The 26786-nt window shown below is 74.1% G+C and carries 19 protein-coding genes, 5 tRNA genes and 1 pseudogene; 15 read left to right on the forward strand and 10 right to left on the reverse strand.

Features of this window, described 5'->3' with window-relative positions; genetic code table 11:
• The first annotated feature begins 96 nt into the window (after positions 1 to 96).
• Positions 97 to 909 carry a DsbA family protein gene (locus AC07FY_RS12620; RefSeq protein ID WP_479004467.1) on the forward strand — a complete coding sequence of 271 codons (813 nt, stop codon included), beginning with the start codon at positions 97 to 99 and terminating at the stop codon, positions 907 to 909.
• Complete coding sequence (locus tag AC07FY_RS12625) at positions 906 to 1742, forward strand: cytochrome c biogenesis CcdA family protein (protein WP_479004470.1); 837 nt, start codon at positions 906 to 908, stop codon at positions 1740 to 1742. Before AC07FY_RS12620 ends, AC07FY_RS12625 begins: the two co-directional genes overlap by 4 nt.
• A gap of 38 nt (positions 1743 to 1780) precedes the next feature.
• On the opposite strand, the gene AC07FY_RS12630 is transcribed toward AC07FY_RS12625, so the two are convergent.
• From AC07FY_RS12630 to AC07FY_RS12640, 3 genes are all read right to left on the reverse strand, one after another.
• Positions 1781 to 1857, reverse strand: a tRNA-Phe gene (locus AC07FY_RS12630).
• Positions 1858 to 1879: 22 nt separating this feature from the next.
• Positions 1880 to 1953, reverse strand: a tRNA-Asp gene (locus tag AC07FY_RS12635).
• A gap of 39 nt (positions 1954 to 1992) precedes the next feature.
• Positions 1993 to 2065: transfer RNA gene (locus tag AC07FY_RS12640), tRNA-Glu, on the reverse strand.
• A 126-nt stretch (positions 2066 to 2191) separates the two neighbouring features.
• On the opposite strand from AC07FY_RS12640, the gene AC07FY_RS12645 reads away from it, so the two are divergent.
• The 9 genes and pseudogenes from AC07FY_RS12645 to AC07FY_RS12685 all read left to right on the forward strand — a co-directional run bounded on the left by AC07FY_RS12645 (position 2192) and on the right by AC07FY_RS12685 (position 9344).
• Entirely contained in the window at positions 2192 to 2542 is a 351-nt protein-coding gene (locus AC07FY_RS12645; RefSeq protein ID WP_030012899.1) for a metallopeptidase family protein, read from the forward strand.
• On the forward strand, positions 2539 to 3024 hold the full coding sequence (locus AC07FY_RS12650) for a FluC/FEX family fluoride channel (protein ID WP_479004473.1): 486 nt from the start codon (positions 2539 to 2541) through the stop codon (positions 3022 to 3024). Before AC07FY_RS12645 ends, AC07FY_RS12650 begins: the two co-directional genes overlap by 4 nt.
• Positions 3021 to 3395, forward strand: a complete 375-nt coding sequence (locus tag AC07FY_RS12655; RefSeq protein ID WP_479004476.1) for a fluoride efflux transporter FluC — start codon at positions 3021 to 3023, stop codon at positions 3393 to 3395. The genes AC07FY_RS12650 and AC07FY_RS12655 overlap by 4 nt, the downstream gene beginning before the upstream one ends.
• Positions 3396 to 3481: 86 nt before the next feature.
• The gene (locus tag AC07FY_RS12660) at positions 3482 to 4054 is read left to right on the forward strand and encodes a hypothetical protein (protein ID WP_479004479.1); all 573 of its coding nucleotides are present in this window, start codon (positions 3482 to 3484) and stop codon (positions 4052 to 4054) included.
• Positions 4055 to 4341: 287 nt separating this feature from the next.
• Positions 4342 to 6573 (forward strand): DEAD/DEAH box helicase, encoded by a 2232-nt coding sequence (locus AC07FY_RS12665; protein ID WP_479004481.1) that lies wholly within the window; start codon positions 4342 to 4344, stop codon positions 6571 to 6573.
• A gap of 164 nt (positions 6574 to 6737) precedes the next feature.
• Positions 6738 to 6810: transfer RNA gene (locus tag AC07FY_RS12670), tRNA-Lys, on the forward strand.
• A gap of 232 nt (positions 6811 to 7042) precedes the next feature.
• A tRNA-Met gene (locus tag AC07FY_RS12675) sits at positions 7043 to 7116 on the forward strand.
• A gap of 188 nt (positions 7117 to 7304) precedes the next feature.
• Positions 7305 to 7988: pseudogene (locus AC07FY_RS12680) on the forward strand (PP2C family protein-serine/threonine phosphatase); the annotation flags it as partial.
• Positions 7989 to 8300: 312 nt separating this feature from the next.
• Entirely contained in the window at positions 8301 to 9344 is a 1044-nt protein-coding gene (locus AC07FY_RS12685) for a M23 family metallopeptidase (protein ID WP_479004484.1), read from the forward strand.
• On the opposite strand, the gene AC07FY_RS12690 is transcribed toward AC07FY_RS12685, so the two are convergent.
• The 4 genes from AC07FY_RS12690 to AC07FY_RS12705 all read right to left on the reverse strand — a co-directional run bounded on the left by AC07FY_RS12690 (position 9295) and on the right by AC07FY_RS12705 (position 14711).
• A complete protein-coding gene (locus AC07FY_RS12690; RefSeq protein ID WP_479004487.1) occupies positions 9295 to 10704 on the reverse strand; it encodes a PrsW family intramembrane metalloprotease in 1410 nt (469 codons plus the stop codon). The two genes, AC07FY_RS12685 and AC07FY_RS12690, sit on opposite strands and share 50 nt — an antisense overlap.
• A gap of 43 nt (positions 10705 to 10747) precedes the next feature.
• Positions 10748 to 11572 (reverse strand): tRNA (guanosine(46)-N7)-methyltransferase TrmB, encoded by an 825-nt coding sequence (trmB, locus tag AC07FY_RS12695; RefSeq protein ID WP_479004490.1) that lies wholly within the window; start codon positions 11570 to 11572, stop codon positions 10748 to 10750.
• 149 nt (positions 11573 to 11721) lie between these two features.
• Positions 11722 to 12954 (reverse strand): L-2-hydroxyglutarate oxidase, encoded by a 1233-nt coding sequence (gene lhgO, locus AC07FY_RS12700; RefSeq protein ID WP_479004492.1) that lies wholly within the window; start codon positions 12952 to 12954, stop codon positions 11722 to 11724.
• Between the two features lie 86 nt (positions 12955 to 13040).
• Entirely contained in the window at positions 13041 to 14711 is a 1671-nt protein-coding gene (locus tag AC07FY_RS12705) for a sporulation protein (protein WP_479004495.1), read from the reverse strand.
• Between the two features lie 629 nt (positions 14712 to 15340).
• On the opposite strand from AC07FY_RS12705, the gene AC07FY_RS12710 reads away from it, so the two are divergent.
• A complete protein-coding gene (locus AC07FY_RS12710) occupies positions 15341 to 17557 on the forward strand; it encodes an asparagine synthase-related protein (RefSeq protein WP_479004496.1) in 2217 nt (738 codons plus the stop codon).
• Between the two features lie 21 nt (positions 17558 to 17578).
• Here the strand turns inward: AC07FY_RS12710 and AC07FY_RS12715 are convergent, their stop codons facing one another.
• Positions 17579 to 19645 carry a sigma-70 family RNA polymerase sigma factor gene (locus AC07FY_RS12715; RefSeq protein WP_479004498.1) on the reverse strand — a complete coding sequence of 689 codons (2067 nt, stop codon included), beginning with the start codon at positions 19643 to 19645 and terminating at the stop codon, positions 17579 to 17581.
• Between the two features lie 210 nt (positions 19646 to 19855).
• Entirely contained in the window at positions 19856 to 20644 is a 789-nt protein-coding gene (locus AC07FY_RS12720) for a TetR/AcrR family transcriptional regulator (protein WP_479004500.1), read from the reverse strand.
• A 337-nt stretch (positions 20645 to 20981) separates the two neighbouring features.
• Between AC07FY_RS12720 and AC07FY_RS12725 the strand changes: the two genes are divergently transcribed.
• Together AC07FY_RS12725 and AC07FY_RS12730 are read left to right on the forward strand one after the other, a co-directional pair.
• A complete protein-coding gene (locus AC07FY_RS12725) occupies positions 20982 to 22400 on the forward strand; it encodes an NAD(P)/FAD-dependent oxidoreductase (RefSeq protein ID WP_479004574.1) in 1419 nt (472 codons plus the stop codon).
• Positions 22401 to 22535: 135 nt separating this feature from the next.
• Positions 22536 to 24350 (forward strand): ATP-binding SpoIIE family protein phosphatase, encoded by a 1815-nt coding sequence (locus tag AC07FY_RS12730; protein WP_479004577.1) that lies wholly within the window; start codon positions 22536 to 22538, stop codon positions 24348 to 24350.
• 82 nt (positions 24351 to 24432) lie between these two features.
• On the opposite strand, the gene AC07FY_RS12735 is transcribed toward AC07FY_RS12730, so the two are convergent.
• On the reverse strand, positions 24433 to 25737 hold the full coding sequence (locus AC07FY_RS12735; RefSeq protein WP_479004579.1) for an MFS transporter: 1305 nt from the start codon (positions 25735 to 25737) through the stop codon (positions 24433 to 24435).
• A 122-nt stretch (positions 25738 to 25859) separates the two neighbouring features.
• On the opposite strand from AC07FY_RS12735, the gene AC07FY_RS12740 reads away from it, so the two are divergent.
• A complete protein-coding gene (locus AC07FY_RS12740; RefSeq protein WP_479004502.1) occupies positions 25860 to 26396 on the forward strand; it encodes a MarR family winged helix-turn-helix transcriptional regulator in 537 nt (178 codons plus the stop codon).
• The last annotated feature ends 390 nt before the right edge of the window (positions 26397 to 26786 follow it).

Here is a 26786-nt window from a genome sequence, read left to right on the forward strand (position 1 = left end):
GGCGCCGGGTCCGGTGGAGCTCTCCGTGCCGCGCGTCCAGAAGGCATTCTCCGACCGGCCCGCCTCCCCGACCCCGCACGCCTGGAGCACGCACGCATGCCCACTCCCCAGCCCGGCCGACCCGCCCGACCCGCCGAGCCCGCCGAGCCCGCCCAGCCCGGCAAGACCGCCGCGCCCGGCCGGCCCGGCGCGAAGTCCACCCGGGCCCCGCACATCGCCGCCGGTGTCGTCCTCGCAGCGCTCACCCTCGGCCTCGTCTCCTGGCAGGCGTCCACCGCCTCCACGGACGCGCCCTCCGCGGGGTCCGGCTCCGGATCGGGCGCGTCCGCGGCCCCCCGTACCGACCCGTCCACCGAGTTGACGGCGCTGGCCCGCCGCGAACCCGGCGACAAGCTCGCCGTCGGCCGCGCCGACGCCCCCGTCGTACTGATCGAGTACTCCGACTTCAAGTGCGGCTACTGCGGCAAGTTCGCCCGGGACACCGAGCCCGAGCTCGTCAGGAAGTACGTGCGGGACGGCACCCTGCGCATCGAGTGGCGCAACTTCCCGATCTTCGGCGCCGAGTCCGAGGCAGCCGCCAAGGCCGCCTGGGCCGCCGGGCAGCAGGACCGGTTCGCCGCCTTCCACGCCGCCGCGTACGCCGAGGGCGCCAAGGAGAAGGGCTTCGGCGAGGCCCGCCTCCTGGAGCTGGCCGGACAGGCGGGCGTTCCCGACCTCGAGCGCTTCAGGAAGGACATGGCGGGCGAGCAGGCCGCGGCGGCGCTGAAGCGGGACCGGGAGGAGGGCTACCGCATCGGCGTGACCTCCACCCCGTCGTTCCTGGTGAACGGGCGGCCCCTCGCCGGCGCCCAGCCCCTCGGCGCCTTCACCGCCGCCATCGCCGAGGCCGCGGCGGCGGCCCGCCCGTGACCGGCATCGGATACCTGGCCGCCCTGCTCGGCGGCCTCCTCGCGCTGCTCAGCCCGTGCAGCGCGCTGCTGCTGCCCGCCTTCTTCGCGTACTCGATCGACTCCGCGTCCCGGCTGCTGGCGCGCACCGGGATCTTCTACGCCGGCCTGGCGACCACGCTCGTACCGCTGGGGGCGGCCGGCTCGTACGCCGGCCGGTTCTTCCACGGCAACCGCGACGCGCTGGTCCTCGCCGGCGGCTGGCTGATCATCGCGCTGGGCCTCGCCCAGATCCTCGGCCTGGGCTTCGCCTCCCGGCGCGCCGCCGAGCTGTCGGGGCGGATCCGGCCGACGACCGCCCTGTCGGTGTACGCCCTTGGCGCGGTCTACGGACTGGCCGGCTTCTGCGCGGGCCCGATCCTCGGCAGCGTGCTCACCGTGGCGGCGGTCAGCGGCAGCCCCGTCTACGGAGGTGTGCTGCTGGCCGTCTACGCCCTGGGCATGGCGGTGCCGCTGTTCCTGCTGGCCCTGCTGTGGGAGCGGTTCGACCTCGGCGGACGGCGCTGGCTGCGCGGGCGGGCCGTCACGGCGGGCCGCTTCCGGCTGCACACCACCTCACTGCTGTCCGGGCTCTTCTTCATCGCCCTGGGCACGATGTTCCTGGTCTTCGACGGGGCCGGAGCCCTGCCGGGGCTGCTGGACGTGGACGACTCGTTCGCCGTGGAGCAGTGGGTGCGGTCGGTGTCGGCCGAGGTCCCGGACGGGGCGCTGCTCGGCCTGATCGCGGCGGGGGCGGCGATCGTCGGGCTGGCGCGGTGGCGCCGCGGCGTCCGGACGGCGCGCGAGGCGGAGTGACGAGAGAAGGCCCCGTCCGATGGACGGGGCCTTCTCGATGGTGGCTGGGGCCGGGGTCGAACCGGCGACCTATCGCTTTTCAGGCGATCGCTCGTACCAACTGAGCTACCCAGCCACGAAACCGTTTCCGGCTTCAGCGATCCTGACGGGACTTGAACCCGCGACCTCCACCTTGACAGGGTGGCGAGCTAACCAACTGCTCCACAGGACCTTGCAGTGTGCGAGACCAAGTCTTGCACACGGTAATGCGTACCCCCAACGGGATTCGAACCCGTGCTACCGCCTTGAAAGGGCGGCGTCCTGGGCCACTAGACGATGAGGGCTAAAGGCCCGCCGGGCACTTTCCAGCGCGTCGGGGACGTGAGAAGCATATGGGATCCGGGGAGCTATCGCCAAAACGGTTTCCCGCGGCAAGCGGCGGGTGCCCCCGCCGGGGGGACAATGGCCCGGTGCTGGAGATGACGCGCGAGGAGTTCGAGGAGCTCGTCGCAGAGGCCCTGGACCGGATCCCGCCGGAGCTGACGCGGCTGATGGACAACGTGGCGGTGTTCGTCGAGGACGAACCGCCCGCCGACGACCCCGAGCTGCTCGGCCTGTACGAGGGGACCCCGCTGACGGACCGCGGCGAGTGGTACGCCGGGGTCCTGCCGGACCGGATCACGATCTACCGGAACCCCACGTTGCGGATGTGCGAGGACCGGGAGAGCGTGGTCGCCGAGACGGAGGTCACCGTGGTGCACGAGATCGCCCACCACTTCGGGATCGACGACGAGCGGCTGCACGCGCTGGGCTACGGATGACCCGTCCGGCCGTCCCCGGCGGCGAGGGCGTCGACCCGGACGTCGACCTGCGGGTCCCCGCGCAGGCCGCCGAGCCGCAGGGCCGCGTGCTCGCGGCGGTGGCGGCGGGCGGGGCGGTCGGCGCCTCGGCGCGGTACGGGATCTGCCTGCTGTGGCCGGCCGGCCCCGGGGCCTTCCCGTGGGCCACGCTCGTGATCAACGCGGGGGGCAGCGCGCTGATCGGCGTCCTGATGGTGCTGATCGGCGAGGGCGGCCGGACGCCGCCGCATCCGCTGCTGCGGCCCTTCGCCGGGGTCGGGGTCCTGGGCGGCTTCACCACCTTCTCGACGTACGCGCTGGACGTCTCGCGGCTCCTGGACGAGGGGGAGGCCGCCGCCGCGCTCGCGTACGCGGGGCTCACGCTGCTCGCCGCGCTGGGCGCGGTGTGGGCGGCGGCAGCGGTGACGCGCCGCGCGGTCCGCGGGCGGGCGGCCCCCCGGTGAACTGGCTGCTCGTGGTGGCGGGCGCGGTGGTCGGGGCGCCGCTGCGGTACCTGACGGACCGCGCGGTGCAGGCGCGGTGCGACGGGCTGTTCCCGTGGGGCACCTTCGCGGTCAACGCGGCCGCCTGCCTGCTGCTGGGGGCGCTGACCGGGGCGGTGCTGGCCGGGGCCGCCTCCGGCCGGCTGGAGCTGCTGCTCGGTACCGGGCTGTGCGGGGCGCTGAGCACGTACTCGACGTTCTCCTACGAGACGCTGCGGCTGGCCGAGCGCGGCCGGACGTTCCTCGCGGCCGCGAACGTGGCGGCATCGGTGCTGGTGGGGCTGGGCGCCGTGCTGCTCGGCCGGCGGCTGGCGGAGGGGCTGTTCGGCTGAGGGCGTGTCCCTCGCGGCTCCAACGGAGTTGGGCTGTTTGACCCGCACATGCGGACCGCTCATCCCACAGGCTCGGAGGTGCCCTCGTGCGCCAGTTGTCCGCTTCCCTCCGACTGGCCGTCACCGCGCTCGCGGTCGCGGCGACGGCGGGCTGCATGAGTGTCGGCGAGGACTCGGCGAAGCCCGGGCCCTCCTCTTCGTCCGACGGCCGCGGCGCGGCCGCCGGCGGGGGGTCCGCGGCCGGACGGGGATCCGGGGTGCACGGCAACGGGCACGGCGCGAAGGAGGGTGGGGGCGGCCAGGACGGCAGGCCGAAGGAGGACGGCAAGGCATCCGGCGCGACCGGGGCCTCGCCGAGCCCGGGCACCACCAACGGCAAGCCGGGAGTGCCCTCGCCGTCGGCCGGACCCGGCGGCGGGGCGGGCGGCCAGGGGCCGCAGGAGCCCCCCGGGGGCGGCCCGGCGGGGTCGGGCGGCTCCGGGGGCTCGGGAGGCTCCGGCGGGTCGGGCGGCTCCGGCGGCTCCGGTTCCGGTGGCACGGGCGGCGGGCAGCAGTCGCCCACCCCGGCCCCCGAGCCGTCGGCCACGACGCCCCCTGTGACGGAACCCACGCTGCCGCCGCCCACCTCGGAGCAGCCCGACCCGGGGTCGGGGTCGTAGCGCGGGGCGCCGTTCCGGCGTCCCGCGCGCTGCCGTTCCCGCCTCGTCCCGCCCCCGAGCTCAGGCAGTCTCCGCAGGTCAGCGGGGTTCCCGAGCGAGTGACTTGCCAGACCCGGGGGAGGGTGCGTATGGTTATAGATCGTTTGATCCCATTGCCCGGCGCCGAATCCGAAGAGCGCCGTGTGGCGCGTACTCTCCCTAGCCGTGGCTGACCGCATTGAGGCGGTCGATTTGCGATTCACGGAGTTTGGGCGCGTGCCGAGACTCCGGAAGGTTTCGCATTTCGCATGTCCATTTCCAGTTCTGACCGTGCCGTCATGCCCGAGAACGACTCGAACGAGATCGTCGACGCCGTGGAGGCCCTCGTGGTCGACGAGACCATCGAGGCCCTCGAGGCCGACGTGACGGCCGACCAGTCCCTCGACTCCCTCGACGACCTCGCGTCCCTCGACGGCGAGTCCGACGCCGACGCCGAGCCCACGATCACCTTCGGCGACCTCGGTCTGCCCGACGGCATCGTGCGCAAGCTCGCGCAGAACGGCGTCACCGCCCCCTTCCCGATCCAGGCCGCGACCATCCCGGACGCCCTGGCCGGCAGGGACATCCTCGGCCGCGGCCGCACCGGCTCCGGCAAGACCCTCTCCTTCGGTCTGCCGACCCTGGCCTTGCTGGCGGGCGGGCACACCGACAAGAAGAAGCCCCGCGCGATCATCCTCACGCCGACCCGTGAGCTCGCGATGCAGGTCGCGGACGCCCTCCAGCCCTACGGTGACGTCCTCGGCCTGAAGATGAAGGTCGTCTGCGGCGGTACCTCGATGAGCAACCAGATCTACGCCCTCGAGCGCGGTGTCGACGTCCTCGTCGCCACCCCGGGCCGTCTGCGCGACATCATCAACCGCGGCGCCTGCTCCCTCGAGAACGTCAAGATCGCCGTCCTCGACGAGGCCGACCAGATGGCCGACCTGGGCTTCCTGCCCGAGGTCACCGAGCTGCTCGACCAGATCCCCGGCGGCGGCCAGCGCATGCTCTTCTCCGCCACCATGGAGAACGAGATCGGCACCCTGGTCAAGCGCTACCTGTCCAACCCCGTCACGCACGAGGTCGACAGCGCGCAGGGCAACGTCACGACCATGACGCACCACGTGCTCGTCGTGAAGCCGAAGGACAAGGCGCCGGTCACGGCCGCCATCGCCGCCCGCAAGGGCCGCACCATCATCTTCGTCCGCACCCAGCTGGGCGCCGACCGCATCGCCGAGCAGCTCGTCGAGTCCGGCGTGAAGGCCGACGCGCTGCACGGCGGCATGACGCAGGGTGCCCGTACCCGCGTCCTCGCCGACTTCAAGGACGGCTACGTCAACGCGCTCGTCGCCACCGACGTCGCCGCCCGCGGCATCCACGTGGACGGCATCGACCTGGTCCTGAACGTGGACCCGGCCGGCGACCACAAGGACTACCTGCACCGCTCGGGCCGTACCGCCCGCGCCGGCAAGTCCGGTGTCGTGGTCTCGCTGGCGCTGCCGCACCAGCGCCGCCAGATCTTCCGCCTGATGGAGGACGCGGGCGTCGACGCCACGCGCCACATCGTCCAGGGCGTCGGCGCCTTCGACCCGGAGGTCGCCGAGATCACCGGTGCCCGTTCGCTGACCGAGGTCCAGGCCGACTCCGCGAACAACGCCGCCAAGCAGGCCGAGCGCGAGGTCGCCGAGCTCACCAAGCAGCTCGAGCGCCTGTCGCGCCGTGCCGTGGAGCTGCGCGAGGAGGCCGACCGCCTGGTCGCCCGCTCCGCCCGTGAGCGCGGCGAGGACCCGGAGGCCGCTGTCGCCGAGGTGGCCGAGGCCGCCGAGGCGGAAGTCGCGGCTGCCGCCGCGGCCGCTGCCGCCGAACTGGCCGCGCAGGAGCGCCGCGAGGAGCAGCGCGCCCAGCGCGACGACCGCGGCAACTTCGAGCGCCGCGACAACCGCGGCGGTGACCGTGGTGGCGACCGCGGCGGTGACCGCGGCGGCTTCCGCCGTGACGACCGCGGCGACCGCGGCGGCCGTCCGTCCGGTGGTTTCAACCGTGATGACCGTGGTGGCGACCGTGGCGGCTTCCGCCGTGACGACCGTCCGTCGGGCGGCTTCCGCTCCGGTGGCGACCGTCCCGCGGGTGGCGGCTTCCGTCGCGACGACCGCCCCTCGGGTGGTTTCAACCGTGATGACCGTGGTGGCGACCGTGGCGGCTTCCGCCGTGACGACCGTCCGTCCGGTGGCTTCCGCTCCGGCGGCGACCGTCCGGCCACGGGCAACGGCACCTACAACCGTGACGACCGCACCTCCGGCGGCGGCTTCCGCTCCGGCGGCGGCGACCGCCCGTTCAACCGCGACCGCCGTGACGACCGACCCACGGGTGGCTTCCGCTCCGGCGGCGCCGGCGACCGCCCGTACGGCCGCCGTGACGACCACCGCCCGTCGGGCTCCGGCTCGACCGGCTCCTTCGGTGGCCGCCGCGACGACAAGCCGCGCTGGAAGCGCAACGGCTGACACCGGCTGACCCGCTGAACCCCTGACAGGGCCCCCACGACTCCGGCCGTGGGGGCCCTGTCGCGCGTTTCAAGTTTCCCCGACGCCCCGCCGACAGGCCGGGCGCCCGATACCCGATCGGCTGACCGGCGCTGTCCGGCTATGCTCTGGGGTGAGCACGCCGAGGGCCATTAGCTCAATTGGCAGAGCAGCGGACTTTTAATCCGTTGGTTGTCGGTTCGAGTCCGACATGGCCTACTGCTCACGGCCGCGGGGGCGACTCCGTCGGCCCGTTGGAGAAGCGCCCCACCCGAGCACCTCGGGTGGGGCGCCTCTGCGTGCGGGGTGAGGACCGGTCAGGTGGTGCGGTCCGGCGCCCGGCTTTCAGGCGATACACCGTGCTGACCTGCGGTTATAGAGGCTGCGGGGGTGGGCGGGCGGTTAATTGGCGCACGTGTCCCCGCAGATGGCGTAGAGTTGTGTTTACCGACGCGGGGTGGAGCAGCTCGGTAGCTCGCTGGGCTCATAACCCAGAGGTCGCAGGTTCAAATCCTGTCCCCGCTACTCAGTACGAAGGCCCGGTTCCCCTTGGGGAGCCGGGCCTTCGTCGTGTTCAAGTCCGCCATCTCACGCGCCGTCACCCGGACGGCGGACGCCGGGTCGCCGTACGGGCCCCCGGACCGCGATCTTCGGGGGGGCGAGGCGGTGGCCGGGCCGCACCCGTGCGAGCGACCGGGCGGCGGGAGATCAGCGTGCTGCTGCTGCCCGTCTACCACGGCACGAACGGGCGGGTGGAGGCGCTGACCGAGCTGGTCACGTCCTGACTGTGTCCGGGCTGGCACTGCTCAGCAACCGGGTGGTGCAGCGCAGCGGGAAGCGGCTCACCTCCGCGCGCGGCATTGCCGAGGCGGTGCTGCGCGCGGTGTGCCCACGCCCGCGGAGCGGATCGGCGGCCTGCACGTCTCCGTCCGGTACGAGGCGGCACATGCGGACGCCTTCATCGGCGGGGACCTGTACGCCGTCCAGGAGACCCCGTAAGAGTGCGGTTGGCGGTGGGAGACGTACGGGGCAAGGGGATCGGCGCGGTGGAAGCCGTCGCGGTGGTGCTCGGGGCCTTCCGGGAGGCTGCGGCAGACCGAGCCGGCGCTCGAGGGCCTGGCGCGGCGGCTGGAGCGGGCCCTGGCCGGGGAGGGCACCCGGCGCGACGGCCTGGACGCGGTGGAGGGGTTCACGACCTGCGTGCTCCGGGAGGTCCCGCCGGGGGCGCGTGTGCTGCGGCTGCTGAACCGGGGACATCCCGGCCCGCTGCTGCTGCATGCCGACGGGCGGTTGGTCGCACTCGACCTGCGGGAACCGGCCGCACCGCTTGGCCTGGGCGAGCCGGCCGGCCGGACCGGGCCGAGGAGTGGGGCTTCCCGGCGGGCGGGCCGGTGGTGCCGCGCGACGACCGCAGTGACCGAGGGTGAGCGGAAAGGTGCTCTCCGCAAGGAAGGTGACGGGTCGTCATGATCCTGCTGTGGCTGAAGTGGTGACGAACATACCTGGAACTCGCCCGAGTTGGTCCGGTTATCGAGTGAAAAGGACGGGCCAAAGCGCGCCAGGCAGTGGCCGTTGGGCCGGAACGATCCAGCGCAACAGCTTGGAATCACTCCCCTCTGTCTATTACCTTTCGATAACGCAGTGCGGTCTTCCCAGCCGTCGCAAGAGACGGCGCCGTGCGCGGTCGCGTCAATGAGGAGTGTGCCCTGGTGGCCTCCAACTTGCCTGCCCACGAAGGCGTCGAGAACCAGGAGCCCCCGACGGCCGGAGCCTGGGGCGAGTGGAACCCCACCGAGGATTCGGTGCGTTCGGTCCGCGGCAAGCACCGCGTGGCCAAGCAGCGCGGCGGACTCGCCCGCAGCTCCACCGTGCTCGGCGTCGGCGTGATCGCGGCGGTCGGTGCGAGCGGCATCGCCACCGCCCAGGACCGGCCCCAGGTCGCGATATCCCTGCCGTCGCTGCCCGACATGGCGCCCGGCGGCGCGGGCGCGGGAATCACCGGCGACACCGTCCGGCAGGCGGAGGCCGGTCACGGTGAGGCGGCCGCGGCGGCCGCGCGGACCGGGATCATCCCGCAGCAGGCCGACCGCCGCGCCGACCCGGGCGAGGTGCTGCGCAACCGCATCCTCCAGCAGGCCGATGCGCAGCAGACCGCCGCGGCCGACCAGGCGCGGGCCGACGCCGAGCGGGCCGCACGGGAGGGCGCCGCGCAGGAGGCCAAGGACAAGCTGGAAGCCGCACGGCAGGCGGCCGAGGAAGCCAAGGCGGCCGCCGAGGCGAAGGCCGCGCAGGAGGCCGAGGCCGCCGCGGAGGCCACCGCGGAGAAGGCCCGGCAGGCGCGCGCCACCCAACTGGCCGGCAGCTACTCCCTGCCCACCTCCGCCTACACCCTCACCTCGCACTACGGGGTCGCCGGCTCCATGTGGTCCTCCGGTCGCCACACCGGCCTCGACTTCGCCGCCCCCACCGGCACCCCGGCCAAGGCCGTGGCCGCCGGGAAGATCACCTCCGCGGGCTGGTCCGGGGCCTACGGCTACCGGATCGTGCTGCAACTCGAGGACGGAACGGAGGTCTGGTACTGCCACCTCTCCTCCATGTCGGTGACCTCCGGCACGGTCGCCCCGGGCGAGACCATCGGCCGCGTCGGCGCCACCGGCAACGTCACCGGGCCCCATCTGCACCTGGAAGTGCGCAAGGGCGGTTCTACCGTGGACCCGCTGGCGTGGCTGACCTCCAAGGGCCTGAACGTCTGACGCCCGGGCCGCCGCCGACTCCGTCCTCCCGGCTGCCGCCCTCGCGGCTCCCGCCCTTCCCGTGGCGGCCCTGCCCGGAGCGGCTCCTTCCGGCATCACCCGCCCGGCGCGGCGCCGGCATGCCGGTCAGCACCGCCCCGGGTGTGGCAGCGGGCCGCGGCAGCGGGTCGAACCACGGCGGGAGCAGCTCCTCCATGACCGCCGCCCGGGCCAGGGCCGGACCCGCCGTCGCCCGGCGCAGCCAGAGCCGGTCCAGCAACTCCCGCTCCCGCCCGGCGAAATCCGGCTCGCGCACCGGACCGCCGCGGCGTGCCCGGCTCCGCAGCAGCGCCAGGGCCGCCGCGTCCGCCTCGTACAGGGCGACCGCCCGTCCCGCCGCCCGGCCCCCGCTGCGCCGGGCCAGGGAGCGGGCCAGCGAGCGGGCGGGCATCGAAGCCAGCGCGGGGACCTCGGCCGGTCCGAGCCAGCCCGCGGCCGCGTACACCGCGAGCTCCCCGGCGACGGCCCGCAGGCTGCGACGCCTTATCCGCACCGCCAGCCACAGCAGCAGCCCGAACACCGGGACCATCACACAGCCGTAGACCACGTAGAACCCGTACTCCCCCAGCCTTGAGGAGCCGTTCCACAGCGCGTGCAGGCCCATCGCGAACGCCAGGCCGAGCAGCGGCAGGCCGGTCCTGCGCCCGCGGCCGGGGCTGAGCGCCGCCGCGCCGAAACCGAGCCCGGTGAACACCGTGAACAGCGGGTGCGCGAACGGGGAGACCACTATGCGGACGAAGAAGGTCGCGGCCGTGACCGAGTTGAGCATGCCGGTGCCGTGGGCGAGGTCCTCGTCGAAGGCGTTGCCGAGGTAGAGGATGTTCTCGGTGAAGGCGAAGCCGGTGGCGGTGAAGCCGGCCACCACGAAGCCGTCCGCGGGGCCGGTGAGATGGCGTCTCCTGAAGACGAAGACCAGGAGCAGCGCCGCGGCTTTGGCGCTCTCCTCCACCACCGGCGCGATCGCCACCGAGCCGAGCTGGTCGGCATCGGAGGGGTCCGCGGTGGCCGCGGCTATCCACTCCGTCGCGAAGCTGTTGGCCAGTATCGCGATCAGCGCCGCGGTGCAGGCACCCCAGCCGAAGCAGAACAGCAGCTGCGGCCAGGGCGCGGGCGCCGCCCGGCCGAGCCACCGGAAGGCCGACATGAGGAAGGGCACCGGCAGCAGGGCCAGACCCAGACCGACGAAGAAGCCGTGCGTGCCGGTCTGCTCCCGTACGAGTTCGAGGATCGCGGTCCCGGTGGCGGCGAGCAGGACGCAGAGCACGCCCGTGCGGACCCGGCCCGACGGGCGTGCGAGCACAGCGGGAAGCGCTCGGAACACACCATGACCCTACAGAGCGGGTCCGACACAAGCAGTGACCTTGTCACTTCTCCCTGCGACGGAACAGCAAGTCGTGTACGACGTGGCCCTTGTCGAGGCCCTGGCCCTCGAAGCGGGTGAGCGGCCGGAACGCGGGTCGGGGCGCATAGCCGCCGTCCGCCTGGGTGTTCTCGAAGTCCGGGTGGGCGGTGAGCACCTCGAGCATCTGCTCGGCGTACGGCTCCCAGTCGGTCGCGCAGTGCAGCACGGCCCCGGGCGCCATGCGGGAGGCGGCCAGCGTGAGGAACTCGGGCTGGATCAGCCGGCGCTTGTGGTGGCGGGCCTTGGGCCACGGGTCGGGGAAGTACACGCGGATCCCGGTGAGGGAGTCCGGCGGCAGCATCTCGCGGAGCAGGATGATGGCGTCGCCGTTGGCCACGCGGACGTTGGTCATGCCGCCGCGTTCCGCGAGGGCGAGGAGGTTGCCCTGCCCCGGGGTGTGGACGTCGGCGGCGAGGATGCCGGTGCCGGGGTCGGCGGCGGCCATCTGCGCGGTGGCCTCGCCCATGCCGAAGCCGATCTCCAGCACGACGGGCAGGCCGTCGAAGAGGGCCTTCAGGTCGATGACCTCATGGCCGTCGATGTCCAGGCCCCAGGTTCCCCACAGGCGCTTCAGGGCCTCGCCCTGTCCGGTGGTGACCCGGCTGCGGCGGGGCTGGAAGCTGCGGATGCGCCGCTCGTGGTGCGAGCCGGCCGGGTCCGGCGAGGGCCCGTCGGGGAAGCGGGGCTCGGTCCGCCACTTGGGCGGCACGTACGAGCTCGCCTCCGGCGCGGGTGCGGGAGCGGCCTCCGGGAGGCCGGGCGGCTGGGGGTTCAGGGACTCAGACACAATGCCGGGATTCTACGTCGGGGGGCCGGGCGGGGCAGGTCCCGCCGGTACGGCGCCCGCGCCCGTCGGTCCCCGGCCCGCATCGGCGTGCGGGTTCGGTCGCCCCCGGCCCCCGCCAGGCGTCCGTGCTCGGTCGGTCCCCGGCCCGCTCAGGCCGAGCCGAGGGTCCGCAGGGCGCGGGTGGCGATCTCGCGGCCGATCGGCAGGGAAGCGGTGGCCGCCGGCGACGGGGCGTTCAGTACGTGCACGGTGCGCGGCGCGTCCTGGATCAGGAAGTCGTCCACCAGCGTGCCGTCCCGCAGGACGGCCTGGGCGCGCACCCCGGCCGGGGCGGGGTGGAGGTCCGCCTCGGTCACGGCCGGCAGGAGCCGCCGTACCGCCTGGGTGAAGGCCCGCTTGGACAGCGAGCGGCGGATCTCGCCCGTCCCGTACCGCCAGTGCCGCGCCGCCATCCGCCAGGATCCCGGCCAGGCCAACTCGGAGCCGATGTCGCGCGGCCGGACGGTGGTCCAGTCGTATCCCTCGCGGGCCAGCGCGGGCACGGCGTTCGGGCCGACGTGGACCCCGCCGCCGATGCCCCGGGTCAGGTGGACGCCCAGGAAGGGGAAGGCGGGGTCGGGTACCGGGTAGACCAGCCCGCGGACCAGCTCGGGGCGGGCCAGGTCGTAGTACTCACCGCGGAACGGGATGATCCGCATGCCCGGGTCGTCTCCGGCCAGCCGGGCGATCCGGTCGCACTGCAGCCCCGCGCAGTTCACCAGGACCCGCGCCCGGACCACCAGCCCGGCCGTGGTGCGGACCGCCACCGCGGACGGGCGGCGGGAGATCAGGTCCACCGCGCCGCCGTAGACGATCTCCGCGCCCGAGGACTCGGCCAACTGGGCGCTCACCCGGCCGTAGTCCACGATGCCGGTGCTGCCGACGTGGATCGCGGCCAGGCCCCGCACCTCCGGCTCGAACTCCGAGATCTGCGCCGGGCCGAGCTCGCGCACCGGAATGCCGTTCTCCCGGCCGCGCTGGACCAGCGCGTGCAGCCGCGGCAGCTCCTCGCGCCCGGTGGCGACGATGAGCTTGCCGGTCACCTCGTGCGGAATGTCGTGCTCCGCGCAGAACTTGACCATCTCGGCGGCGCCGCGCACCGCGAAGCGCGCCTTGAGGGACCCGGGACGGTAGTAGATCCCGCTGTGGATCACTCCGCTGTTGCGGCCCGTCTGGTGCCGGGCCGGGCCGGTCTCCTTCTCCAGGACGACCACTTTCGTCCCCGGAGCCAGGCGTGACAGGGCATGGGCCGTCGACAGGCCGACGATCCCGCCACCGATCACCAGCACATCGCAGTCCACGCCGCCGCCCACGCCGATACCTCCCACCCCTGCATACTGCACCCCGCCACCGACAACGCGGCCACGCGGCCCCTGCCCCTGTGGCTGCCCCTGCCCCGGGTCCTACCCCTGCCCCGGGGCCCTCCTGCCTACGCCTGCGCCACCAGCAGCGGCCGTGCCCGCTCGCGCAGCTCGGCCACGCGCGGCTCGTCCCCGTACGGCTCCAGGCGGTGCAGCAGGTCCCGCACGTACTCGGTCGTCCGCGCCGAGGAGATCCGGCCCGCGACCTCCACCGCCCGGGTGCCCGCCGCGCAGGCCGCGTCGAGGTTGCCCGACTCCAGCTCGGCGACCGCGCTCACCACCAGGCGCAGCCCGTGTGACCGTACATACTCCTCCGTGGGCCGGGAGAGGGCCTGTTCGGTGAAACGGCGCACCTGCCGCGGCAGTTTGAGGTCGCGGTAGCACTCGGCCGCGTCCGCCGCGAAGCGGTCGTAGGAGTAGAAGCCCAGCCAGGTCGGGTCGGGATCGCCGGCGCGGGCGCGTTCGAGCCAGCCCTCGGCCGCCCGCAGCGCGGCCCCCGCGGCCGCGGAGTCGCCCGCCTTGGCGTGGGCCCGGGCCTCGACCAGCCGGAAGAAGCTCATGGTGCGGGCGGTGGCCAGGCCGCGGTTGCGCTCGACGGCCGCCTGCGCGAGGTCCACGCCCTCGTCGGGGAAGTCCCGGTAGGTCGCCTGCAGGGACATCGAGGCCAGGACGTAGCCGCCGAGCGGTACGTCCGCGGCCGCCCGGGCCAGGCGCAGTGCCTGGATGTAGTAGCGCTGGGCCGCCTCCTGCTGGCCGGTGTCGAAGGCCATCCAGCCGGCGAGCCGGGTCAGCTCGGCGGTCGCGCCGAACAGGGCGCGGCCCACCTCGTCGGTGTACGAGCCGAGCAGCAGGGGCGCCGCGTCCACCCGCAGGCACTCGGGCACCATCGACGAACGCCAGTCGCCGCCGCCGTACTTCGAGTCCCACCGGCGGGCGTCCTCGGCGGCCTCGCGCAGCTTGGCCACGTCGCTGTGGCCCACGCGCTGGCCGTGGTCGCGGGCCGGCTCGGCGCCGGGCTGGGCGGGCCCGCCGGTGGACGGCGGAGCCGGCAGGCTCCCCGCAGCCCCCGTCACGGGCCCGGTCGTCGGGCCGGCGGCGGTCGGCGTGGTCGGGCCGGCGCCGGTCGTGGTCGGGCCTGAGGCGGTGGTGGACGGACCGGCGGCCGGCGGCGGGTCGGGCACCGGCACGTCCCGGGCCGGCGGGATTGCGCCCGCGGGACCGGAGGAGACCGCGGCCACGGACCCCGGACCGCCCGCCCCCGCGGGCTCGCGCGCCACCGAACCGTCGGCGGGGGATATCAGCCAGCGCGAGGCCGGCGTCGCGTACGCCGCCACCGAGAACGAACCGGCGAGCGACTGCCAGATCCCGCCACCGCCGCGCCGCCCCGCCAGGTCCAGTCGGTAGAGGTCGGTGGCCGACCGCACCGCCGCCCGGACGTCGCGCGGGAACGCTAACCCCACCTCGGGCGCCGGGTCCGCGTCCGCCAGCCCGATCTCGTGCAGCGGCACCGGCCGCCCCAGCTTCGCGCCGATGGCGGCCGCGATGAGGTGCGGCGCGGCGCCCTGCGGCACCATCCCCTTCGACACCCACCGGGCCACCGACGTCTTGTCGTACCGAAGCGTCAGACCGCGCTGCGCGCCGAGGTCGTTGACCCGCCGGGCCAGCCCCGCGTTGCTGATGCCCGCGAGGGCGAGGACGGCGCCGAGCTTCTCATTGGGCTCGCGGAGCTCCCTGGACATGCGCCACCCCTCGTCACACGCGGAACGCAGACGCCGCCGGGGCATAGGCGCCCGGCATTTCGTAAACCCAGCGTAGTTCCCCGCCTCCCAAGCGTTAAGGCCCTTACTTCCGTATGGCGGGATTGTTGTCCGTTTGCACAGTCCGCCCCGACCCGGTGCCCGGGGCGCACGTCCCCCCGCGTGCTCCGGCCGTGTGGCCGTGCGCCCGCCCGTGCGCTCTGGCCGGTCCGCGGACCCGGCGATTCGATGTGCGGTGCGTGGGTCGGCCCGCTGCGCGGATCGAGCGGGCCGGGGGATGCCGCTGCCTCAATCCCCGCGGGTGGCGGAACGGTCCGGGGGGCGGTTCCGCCTCCCGGACCGCGCCCGCGCACCGGGGGCCCGCCGCCCCCGACAGCACTCAGGACAGCCGGAGAATGGCTGAAAGACACCTGTGGCGCAGGTGGCACGGAACACCGAAAACCGCATGGCGGAGGCGTGTTCGTCTGCATGTGCGCCCCCTTTAACCCCTCTCGCACGCCTGTCCCGTGGCAGCATGGACCCGAGCCACCCGGGGTCCCGCCGGCCGCGCCCTCAGCGCCGACCGTGCTGCCCGTGCCCCGGTCATGTGCCCACAGGCTGGGGAGGCGGCGGTGCGCTGGTTGGTGGGTTGGAGCAGTATCGCCGCGAGCTTCGGCACGGCCGGCCGCGTCGCAGGTCAGGGCGCCGGCCACGGCAGCTCGGGCACGCGCGGGTACCCGGACGCCGGATACGGCGCAGGCGCCCCGCCGCACGGCGGCATCGCGGACGCGGCCCACGCCGGCGACCCCGGCGCGGACGCCGAGCGCACCGTCCACCCCGTCGGCGCCCAGCTGCTCTGGGGCGACCCGGACCCGCTCTGGGCCGTCGGCGACTGGCGCCCCGACGAGATCCGCACCCTCACCGCCGACCCGGCCGACCCCTTCACCCGGCTCGCCGTCCTCGGCTGCTGCGGCGCCACCGACGCCGAACTGCGACGGGCCCTGTACGCGGCCCGCGGCGGCGCCCTGCGCCACCTCACCCAGTGGTCCGGCAGCTACACCGCCGTGGTCCAGGCAGGCCGCCGGATCACCGTCGTCGGCGACCTCGCGGGCGCACGACCCGTCTTCTACACCCCCTGGGCCAGCGGCACCGCCTACGCCACGGCCGCCCTCCCGCTCGCCGACCTCATCGAGGCGCAGCTCGACATCGGCCACCTCGCCGCTCTGCTGGCGTGCCCCGACAGCCCGGAGGCACTGGGCGACGGCACACCGTACGCCGGGGTCCGCCGCATCCCGCCCGGGCACGCACTCATCCTGCGCGAGGGCTCCCGCGAGATCACCGGCTACGAACCCGTCGCCTCGCTCGCCGTGGCCGGCCCCCAGGCCGATCCGGACCGCACCGTGGAGGGCGTACGGGAAGCTCTGGTGGATGCGGTGCGCGCCCGGCTCACGGCGCCCCGCCATGCCCCCGAGGCGGTGGCGCCGTACGATCCCGGCCCCGTACCCGGCATGGGCCCCGCCGACCGGCGTGCCGCCCGTGGCGGCCCGGCGCCCGGCGTCGGCGCCGACCTGTCCGGCGGCAGCGCCTCGGCGACCCTGGCCCTGCTGGCGGCCGGCCTGCCCGGCGCGCCCGGCAGCCTCGCCAGCCCCGCCGGAGCCCGGCTGCTGGCGGTCACCTTCAACGACCTGGCCACCCCGCAGGGCCGCGAGGACGAACTGGAGCGGGCCCGCGCCATCGCCGCCGACCCGCGCCTGCACCACGTCGTGGTGGCCGCCGCCGCGGAGGCCCTCCCGTACGCCGAACTCGACGGCCCGCTCACCGACGAACCCGGCCCCTCGCTGGTCTTCGCCGCCCGCGAGCGGCGCCGGCTGGCCGCCGGCTCGGCCGACCACTTCACGGGCCACGGCGCCCGCCAGGTCCTCGACGCGCACCCCGCCCGCCTCGCCGACCTCCTGATGGACCGCCGCCGCCGCCACCTGCTGCGCCCGGTGGCGGCACTGGCCCGCTCGGCCTCGGCTTCCGGAGCCTCCGGCGAATCCCTGCTGGTACCGCTGACCGTGTACTCCGCAGCCCGAAGACTCGCCCGTACGACGTACCGCGCGGGCATGGAAGCCGCCGCGGCCAGGCTCCGCGAGGGCGGGGTCACCGAGCGCGCCTCCGGTCCGGTGGACGCCTCCCTCGCCGCCCTGACCTGGTCGCGGCCCGGCCCGGCGGCGGGCTGGCTGACGGGGGAGGCCCTGGCGGAAGTATCGATCCGCCTCACCGCCGCGGCCGGCCGTCCCCCGCTGTCCCTGCGGCCGGGCGAAGCCAGGGCCCGCGCCGCCCTCGCCCGGCACGCCGCCGACCACCGGGTCTTCGAACAGGCCGTGGAGGTCCGCAGCCAGCGCCTGCACGCCCCCTTCCTGGACAACCAGGTCGTCCGCGCCGCCCGCGCCCTGCCCGAATCCCTCCGCGTCCAGCCCGGGGCCCGCGCCGCGATCCTGCGCACCGTCCTGTCCTCGGCCGGGGTGCGCGAACTGCCGCCCGGCTGGGGGGCGACCACCCACAGCCCGAACGAGACGGCGATCCGGCTGGGGCTGCGCGCCGCCCTGCGCGACCTGCTCTCCCTGTTCACCGCGCCCCTGCTCGCGGACGCCGGGCTGATCGACGCGCGGGTCGTCCAGCAGGCCCTGCTCGACGCGGCCGACGGCCGCCCGGTCCCGCTCGACGGCCTGGCGGAACTCGTGTCCATGGAGCTGTGGCTGCACCGCCTGCTGGCCCGCCGCGGCACCTGCTGGACGGGCACGTCCGCGGCCCGCCGCCGGGCCGTGCCCGAGGGCGTCCCCGTGCACCGCCCGGCCCTGTCCTGAGCCGGGCCCGGCACGCCGGGGTCAACGGCAGCTGATCACGGCCTCGGCCCAGCTCGCCAGCGCGGGCAGCCGGCCGGGGCCGACCTGCTCCGTCACCAGGCGCAGGGTCCCGCGCCCGGCCAGCGAGACCCGCACGGTCTGCGCCGGATCCCCGTACCCGAGTGCCCCGGACTGCCACAGCCGCTGCCCGTCGGCGTAGACGGAGAACCGCACCGAGCCTGCCGCGGGCCGTGTCCAGGGGGACTGCCGGGTGGGCACCGACAGGCCGTCCACCCCGGCCCGCGCCGAGAAGGCCGTGCACGGCCGGTTCAGGGTGATCTCCACGGAGGAGCGGGAGTTCACGGTGATCCCCTGCTCGAACCGCCGGTCGCCCACCCGCAGGCCCCACCGCTGCCACACCCAGCTGCTGCGCCAGGTCCGGATCTCCGGGCCGGTGTGGTCCCCGTAGGCCGAGTGGCCCAGGCGGGAGAGCGGGAAGCCCTCGGCGGGCCCGGGTGAGGGCGCCGGCGTGGGCTTCGCGGACGTCCGGCTCGGCGCGGGGTCGGGCGACGGCTTCTGCCCGCCCGGCGAAGCGGACGGCGAGGGGCGCGGGGCGAGGGCGGCGGGCGGGGCCGCGGAGGCCGGCGACGGCCCGGTCTGCGGCCGCGGCGGTACGGGGCTCCGCGCGGGCGGCGGCTCCTCCTCGGGCGGGCTCGGCGCGGGCGGGGCGGGGGCGCTCGGCACCACCGGCGCCGCCAGGCCGGGGGCGGGCTTCGCCCGGGCCTGCGGCTCGGCGTCGTCCCCGGCCAGCGCGAACACCACGCCGGCGGCCGCCGCGACCGCGAGTCCGGCGGCGATGGCGGCCTTGGCCGGCATCCCGAGCCCCTCGGACACCACGGCACCTCCGACCCCGGCTCCCGACCCGGCCCCCCCGCCTGCCCCACCGGCAGCACTGGCCCCGGCGGTTCCACCCACGGCACCCGCCCCGGCAGTCCCACCGGCGGCCCCGGCTCCGGCGGTCCCAGCCCCGGCTCCGGCAGCTCCCGCCCCCGCGGTCGACCCGCCGGTGGCAGCCGCGGCGGCCCCGGCCCCGCCCGCGGCGACGGCCCCACCGGTCATCACGCCGGCCGCCTTGGCCGCGTACCCGGCGGCGAACCACCCGATGACCGCGACCGGAAGCAGCGCGGGAATGCCCGCGTTGACGTCCCTGAGCTCCCCGGCGGCCAGCCGGCACTTCGCGCACTCCTCCAAGTGCCCGCGCAGCCCCCGCTCCGCGCGCATCCGCAGTCCGCCGCGCGCGTAGGCGCCCAGCCGGTCCGCATACCGCGCGCAGTCGCCGCCCGCGCTCAGCGCCGAGCTCACGTGCGCCTGCAGGTACGCCTGCTTGAGGCCCTCGCGGGCGCGACTGGCCAGCACCGCCGTCGCGTTGGGGCTGAGCCCGAACAGCGGCGCGACGGCGCTGGGGGACGCCTCCTCGACGGTGGTGTGCCACAGCACGGCCTGCCACCGCTCGGGCAGGCTCCGGAACGCCTGCATCGCCAGCGACTGCTCGGCCTCGTGCATCGCCCGGACGTCCGCACCCAGTTCGAGGGTGTCGTCGGCCAGACCCGCCCGGCCGGCCCCGCCCTCCGTCCCCGCGGCCGCCTGCTCCGCGAAGACGGCGAAGTCCTCGACGAGCTGCTCCCGCCGGGCGGTCTTCGCCCAGGCCGCGGCGACCCTGCGTACGGTGGTGAGCAGGTAGGCCCGCACCGACTGGTCCGGCCCGGCCCCGCCCCGTACCGCCTGCAGGGTGCGCGCGAACACCTCGGCGGTCAGGTCGTCCGCGGTGTGCGCGTCCCTGCAGCAGGACCGTGCGTAGCGGCGGACGGAATCGGCGTGCCGGCGGAAGAGCTCCTCGTACGCACTGTCGTCCCCACCGCGCATGCGGGCGATCAAGTCCCCGTCGGAGGGCGGCAGTTCACCAGCCCGGCCCGCCGGAGCGGCGTGCCGGCCACCCGGCTCGCGCTGGGCGGGTACCTGCTGGGCGGGCACCCGCCGGGCGGGCAGGCTGCCCGCCCGGACCTCACCGCCGACGTCCCCGTGTGACTCCTCACGCCCGTCAACGCCCATCGCGGAAGCCCCCGCACGACACACTCAACCGGTACACCGATCAAGCGTGGCACACGGCGACCACGCGCCGAGGCCGTTCGCACGCGGTCCACCCGTCCGAGCGGGATGCGCCGAAGCCCCGTACCGACGCGCGGTCACCGACCCCCACGCAGCGACGACGCTCACGCAGCGCCGACGCTCACTCCGTCACTCCGCCACTCCGCCACCCCGTCACGCCGTGCGCGACCGCAGCCCTTCGAGCAGGATGTCGAGGAGCCGCGTCGAAGCCGCCGCCTGCTGCGCCGGGTCCGGCAGCGCGGGCGCCGCCGTCGCTATCACCAGCAGGACATCGGCCACCGTGACGTCGCCCCGGAGCTCACCGGCCTCCCGGGCGCGGTCGACCAGCCGGCCGACGACCTCGAGCAGCGCACCCGCGCCCGCGTCCTCCGACGGCTCCTCCTCGCCCGCGGACCGCGAACCCACCACACGCAGCTCGGGAGCACCGCCCGCCGCGACGGCCTGACGCTGCTGCGGAACCCGCGCGGCCGCGGCCTCCTCGGCGTCGTCCTCGCCCGCCGCGCCCACCCGGAGCACCTGCGGCGGCAGCAGCCGCCCCGCGCCCGAGGCCACGGAGGTGCGCAGGAAGCGCGACAGCGCCTGCCACGGCTCCTCCTCCTGGCCCAGTGCCGTCCTGGCCTGGTCGGTCAGCCGGGCGGTCTCCTCCTCGGCTATCCGCCGGACCAGCACGTCCTTGCTCGGGAACCGCCGGTACACCGTGCCGACACCGACCCGAGCCCGGCGCGCCACGTCCTCCATCGGAGCTCCGTAGCCCAGCTCGCCGAACACCTCGCGTGCCGCGCGCAGCACGTGTTCCAGATTGCGCTGCGCATCAACGCGCAGCGGTGTGGACCGGCCGACACCGTGCCCGGTGCCGCCGCCCGCGATGCCGCGGCCGTTGCCCTCCACCGAGAGCGCGGTAGCCGTCGCGGTCGCGGAGCCATGGAAATCGGAAATGTTCATATGTTTCCCCCGGTAATCATCTGTCTCCCCCCGGAGACACTCCCCGCTTCACGCCGAGAGGGCCACGGTCATGGGCCCGGTCTCACTCCTCGACGAGATACGAACATAGTTGAGCCAGAGTCAATTCAGAAGAGGCAGCCCCGGACGGAGCACCGCCCGATCGGAGCATTCACCCCCACTTTTCCGTTCCGTACTCCCGGAAGCATTTATTCCGCATGCCTTGACCTGCGGATCTCCGGCCCTGCCAGCGGTCCGCTTGCACCCCGCCCCGGGGCCCCTTCCGGTCACACAATGTGCCGGGCCTGTGGACAAACTCCCGGCCACGTTGCGTCATGGACTGGTGAAGGCTGCTAACTCGCGGGGCACGGCCCCCGGTACCCCGCCCCGTACCCGCATCCTGGTCGTCGGCGGCGGTTACGTCGGCATGTACACGGCCCTTCGGCTCCAGCGGAAGCTGAGATCCGAAGAAGCCGAGGTCACGGTGGTCACCCCCGAGCCCTACATGACCTACCAGCCCTTCCTTCCCGAAGCGGCCGCCGGCTCGATCTCACCCCGTCACGTCGTGGTCCCGCTCCGCCGCGTCCTCGGCGGATGCCGCATCGTCATCGGCGAGGCCCAGCGCATCGACCACTCCAAGCGCACCGCCACCATCACCACCCTCGCCACCGAGGAGGAGGGCACCGGCGCCACCGAGATCGAGTACGACGAACTCGTCCTCGCCCCCGGCTCCATCTCCCGCACCCTGCCCATCCCCGGCCTCGCCGACTACGCCATCGGCTTCAAGACCGTCGAAGAGGCCATCGGCCTGCGCAACCACGTCATCGAGCAGATGGACATCGCCTCCTCCACCCGCGACCCCGCCATCCGCGACGCCGCCCTCACCTTCGTCTTCGTCGGCGGCGGCTACGCGGGCGTGGAAGCACTGGGCGAACTCGAGGACATGGCCCGCTACGCCGCCCGGTACTACCACAACATCAAGCCCGAGGACATGAAGTGGGTGCTGGTCGAGGCCAGTGACCGGATCCTCCCCGAAGTCGGCCCCGACATGGGTGTCTACACGGTCCGTGAACTGCGCCGCCGCAACATCGACCTCCGCCTCGAGACCCGGCTCGAATCCTGCGAGAACCGCGTCGCCGTCCTCAGCGACGGCGCGCGCTTCCCCACCCGCACCGTCGTGTGGACCGCCGGCGTCAAACCGCACCCGATCCTGGCGGCCTGCGACCTGCCGAAGAACGAACACGGCCGCCTCCTGTGCACCTCCTTCCTCACCGTGGAGGGCGTGGAGCACGCCTGGGCCGCCGGCGACGCCGCGGCCGTCCCCGACATCACCGCGCCCGAGCCCGGTCGCGCGTGCGCCCCCAACGCCCAGCACGCCGTCCGCCAGGCCAAGGCCCTCGCCGACAACCTCGTCGCCGCCCTGCGCGGCGAGGTCCTGACCGAGTACGCCCACAAGTACGCCGGCTCCGTCGCCTCCCTCGGCCTCCACAAGGGCGTCGCGCACGTCTACGGACGCAAGCTCAAGGGCTACCCCGCCTGGTTCATGCACCGCGCCTACCACCTCAGCCGCGTCCCCACCTTCAACCGCAAGATGCGGGTCCTTGCGGAATGGACCCTCTCAGGTCTTTTCAAGCGGGAGATCGTCTCCCTAGGCTCACTCGAACACCCCAGGGCAGAATTCGAACTCGCCGCAGGCGGCGGCCCCAAGCACCCCCCGTCCCACCCCGCCCCCGAACCCCCGCAGGACAGCCAGGGCTGACGTTGTCAGTGCGGTCGGCCACACTGGACGTGTGACCATAGGTGCGCTCACACCTGCACAGAGTGACAACGTCCAGTCAGCGACCCACCACGAGCGACACAGCGACCACTCGCGACACCACGAGGCTTGAACGCAGTGAACTTCACGCGCTGGAGCGCCCGGTTTCCCGGAACGCAGCGCCGCGCCGCCGCCCGGTCCGAACACGCCGCCGCCCAGGCCAAGCGGGGTGAAGGCGCCGTCCCGGCAGCCCGCGGCGGCCGCGCCGTCCTCGGAACCGGGCGGTCCGCGCCCGCCGCCGACAGCCCGCCGGCCGTCCCCGCCGCCGGCGGCCCGCCCGCCGACCCCACGGCCTGCGGCACCGGCTCCGGCTCAGGCACCACCCCCGCCATCGCCCCGACCCGGCGGACCGGTGTCCCCACCGCGGTGCCCACCCTCGACGAGTTCTCCGTACGCGAAGTCCTCGGCCGGCTCCCCGCCCTGGTCGCGCTCGTCCACGGCCCGGACCACCGCCTCGCCTACGTCAACGACGCGTACATCGCAGGCTTCGGCACCCGCACCCCAGGCGACCCCGCCCACACCGCCCTCCCCGAACTCGGCGAGCTCGGACTCCTCCCGCTCCTCGACCAGGTCCAGCGCAGCGGCAAGCCGCGTACCGCCAAGAACCGCACCACCCCCGGCGGCAGCCACTCGTACACCGCCACCTGCACCCCGCTCGCGTTCCCCCGAGCCGGCTCGGCGAGCGACACCGACCCCCCGCACAGCGGCATCCTGATCCACCTCGCCGACGTCACCGACCACGCCGAAGCCGTCGAACGACTCCGCGCCAGCGAACGCCGCCAGCGCGAGGCCGCCGTCACCCTCCAGCGCTCGCTCCTGCCCCAGGAGCTCGAACAGCCCGACGACCTGCGCGTCGCCGCCACCTACCAGCCCGGCGGCACCGAAGCGGCCGTCGGCGGCGACTGGTACGACGTCATCACCCTCGGCGCCGGCCGCACGGCCCTGGTCATCGGCGACGTCATGGGCCGCGGCGTTCGCGCGGCCGCCGTCATGGGCCAGCTGCGCACCGCCGTCCGCGCCTACGCACGCCTCGACCTCCCGCCCCACGAGGTCCTCCAGCTCCTCGACGGTCTCGCCGCCGAAATCGACGCCAGCCAGATCGCCACCTGCGCCTACGCCGTCCACGACCCCAACGAGGGCCTGCTCGCCTACGCCTCCGCCGGCCACCTGCCGATCCTGGTCCGCGACGAGAACGGCACCGTGCGCCGCGCGGCCGACCCCACCGGCCCGCCGCTCGGCACCGGAGGCTGGCTCCACACCTCGGGCACCATCGCGCTGGGGCCCGGCTCCACCGCCGTCCTCTACACCGACGGCCTGGTCGAACGGCGCGGAGAGGACATCGACGAGGGCGTCGCCGCCCTGGAGCGCGCCCTCTCCGGCGCCCAGGGCACCCCGGCCGTCATCTGCGACCGCCTCATGCGCGCCCTCGGGGTCGACGCCGACCACGACGACGACGTCGCCGTGATGGTCCTCCAGCAGCCCGCCCGCACCGGCGCGGACGCCGAGCTCTTCCACAACGCCGCCCTGGAACTCCTCGGAGGCATCGAGGCCGCTCCGCGCGCCCGCGCCTTCGCCCACGGGGTGCTCACCTCCTGGCGCTTCCCCGTCGAGCTGTGCGACCTCGGGGTCCTGGCCGCCAGCGAGCTCGTCGCGAACTCCCTCCAGCACGGCACCCCGCCCATGCGCCTGCGGCTGCGCCGCACCGACCGCCGCCTGATCATCGAGGTCACCGACGGGGACGACCACCTCCCGCGCCGCCGCCGCGCCGAACCGGCCGACGAGACCGGCCGCGGCATCTCGATCGTCGCCACCATCGCCTCGTCCTGGGGAACCCGCCGCACCCCGGGCGGCGGAAAGGCCGTCTGGTGCGAGTTCGCCCTGCCGGCCACGTAGCCCGCGGGCGACCACGACGCATGAGGCCCCGGTCCACCGGACCGGGGCCTCACACCGTCTTCCCGTACGCATCCGCCCGCGGCTACGCGCGCACGGACTCCGCCGCCTCGCCGACGACGACGGCCGGGCCGACCGGGGCCGCCGGACCGCCCTGCGCCACGACCCGGGACAGCGACGGGTTGTCCTGCACCGGCGTCAGCCGCCCGCCGAGCCGCAGCGCCAGCCAGGCGATCCCCAGCGAGACCGCGACGAAGAGCCCGATGTACAGCATCGGAATCCCCGCACCCAGCGGCACACCCAGCGGCCCCAGTGCCAGCGCCATCTGCTTGGCCAGCGCGAAGGCCGAGTTGTACTGGCCGACGCACCCCTCGGGCGCCAGGTCCGCCACCAGCGGCGCCAGCGTCGGGGACAGCATGGCCTCGCCGATGCCGAAGAGCGCGTACGTGGTGACGAAGGCGGCCGCGGCCATCACGGCGCTGCCGTGCCCCAGCCCCGAGAACCCGGCGATGACCCACGCCACGGTCCAGATCAGCCCGACCAGCGCGATCACCCGCGACCGGCGCCGCTTCTCGACGAGCCGGAGCACCACGAACTGCGCGACGACGATCGCACCGGTGTTGGCGGCCAGCGCGAAGCCCAGGGTGGAGGGGGAGATTCCGGCGGCCTCGGTGCCGAAGGCCGCCAGACCCGACTCGAACTGCCCGTAGCAGGCGAAGAAGAGCACGAAGCCCAGCACGCACAGCTGCACCATGGCCTTGTGCCGGAGCAGGCCCTTCCAGCCGCTGCCCGCCTGCGCCGCGTCCTGCGGCATGGCGTCCTTGAACCCCTGGACCTGCGGCATCCGCACAGAGGCGATGACGCCCGCCAGCACCAGGAACATCACGGCCTCGATGCCGAACAGCAGGGTGAAGCTGCCGGGCCGGCTCTCGTCGACGATCTGGCCGCCGATGAGCCCGCCGATGCCCAGGCCGAGGTTCTGCATGAAGAACTGGAGGGCGAAGGCCCGGGTCCGGGTGGAGGGGGTCGAGCACCAGACGATCATGGTGGCCAGCGCCGGCTGCATCACGGCCTGACCGGCGCCGAGCGCCAGAGCCGACAGCAGGATCGGCACCAGACCGGTGGAGAGCCCCAGCGAGATCGCGCCCGCGGAGGCGGCGACGGCAGCGCCGATCACCACCGGTACGGGACCCCGCCGGTCGATGACCCGGCCGGTGACGGGCAGCGCGACCAGAGCACCCAGGGCGAACGCCACGAACGCGCTCGTGGCGGCCATGGAACCCAGACCTCGCACCTGCGCCACGTAGATGTAGAGGAACGGAACCGTGAAGCCGATGCCGAACGCGGTCAGCGCGTTCCCGGCCTGGATCCGCCGCATCGCGGCGCCCATCACCCTGGTCACTTCTCACCTGCCTTGAATCTGAAGACTGAAGACTTCATACCTAAACTTCGATGCTTAACACTACACACCGAAGGAGTTAGATGGCAACGAGCTCATGCGATACTTCGGACATGGGTGACACCCCCGACGGCACCGCGCCCGTCCACGAGCCGAGCCTCGACGAGCAAATCGCCGTCTACCAGCGCGAGTTCCAGGACCTCGACCCCCAGGTCGAGAAGGTGGTCTCGGCGCTCAGCCGGCTGAACCGCCGCATGAACGTCGCGTACGGGCGCCAGACCGCGGCCCTCGGCATCAGCAACGCGGAGTGGGAGGTCCTCAAGGCGCTCGTCATCTCCGGCGCGCCCTACCGGATGGGCCCGAGCGAGCTGGCCAAGCAGCTGGGCCTCACACCGGCGGCGATGACCCACCGGATCGACCGCATGACGGCGGAGGGGCTGGTCACGCGGGAACGGGACGAGACGAACCGGGTCCGCGTGATCGTGGAACTCACCGACGAGGGACGCAGCAAGTGGCTGGACGCGATGCGCGCGGCCACGGTCTTCGAGGAGGACCTCCTCCAGGACCTCTCCACCGCGGAGCGCGGAGTCCTCGGCGACATGCTCACCCGGCTGCTGGACCGGGTGGAGGACCTCCAGTCACCCAGCTGACGGGCGGGGTTGACACAACCTCCGGCGATCCGTAAGGTTCTTCGAGTTGTCCCAGAGCCGGAAGGTTCTGACGACAGCACATCCCGCCGCCTCGTCGCGGCACCCAACTCAGCACGATTTCCCACGGGGAACGAATTCGGCATGTCCGAATTCATTTCCGAAGGCCGATTATGAATCGCCGGGGAAATCCACTAGAGTTCGGGAGTCGGAAGGGCCCAACAGCCCGGAAGACAAACCCCGCTGACCGGGGATCAGGCCCGAGAGAGTCTGATAGAGTCGGAAACGCAAGAACAGTAGGAAAGCAGAACGAAGCCCGGAGGAAAGCCCGAGAGGGTGAGTACGAAGGAAGCGTCCGTTCCTTGAGAACTCAACAGCGTGCCAAAAATCAAC

It is taken from the genome of Streptomyces sp. NPDC045967, assembly GCF_056430495.1.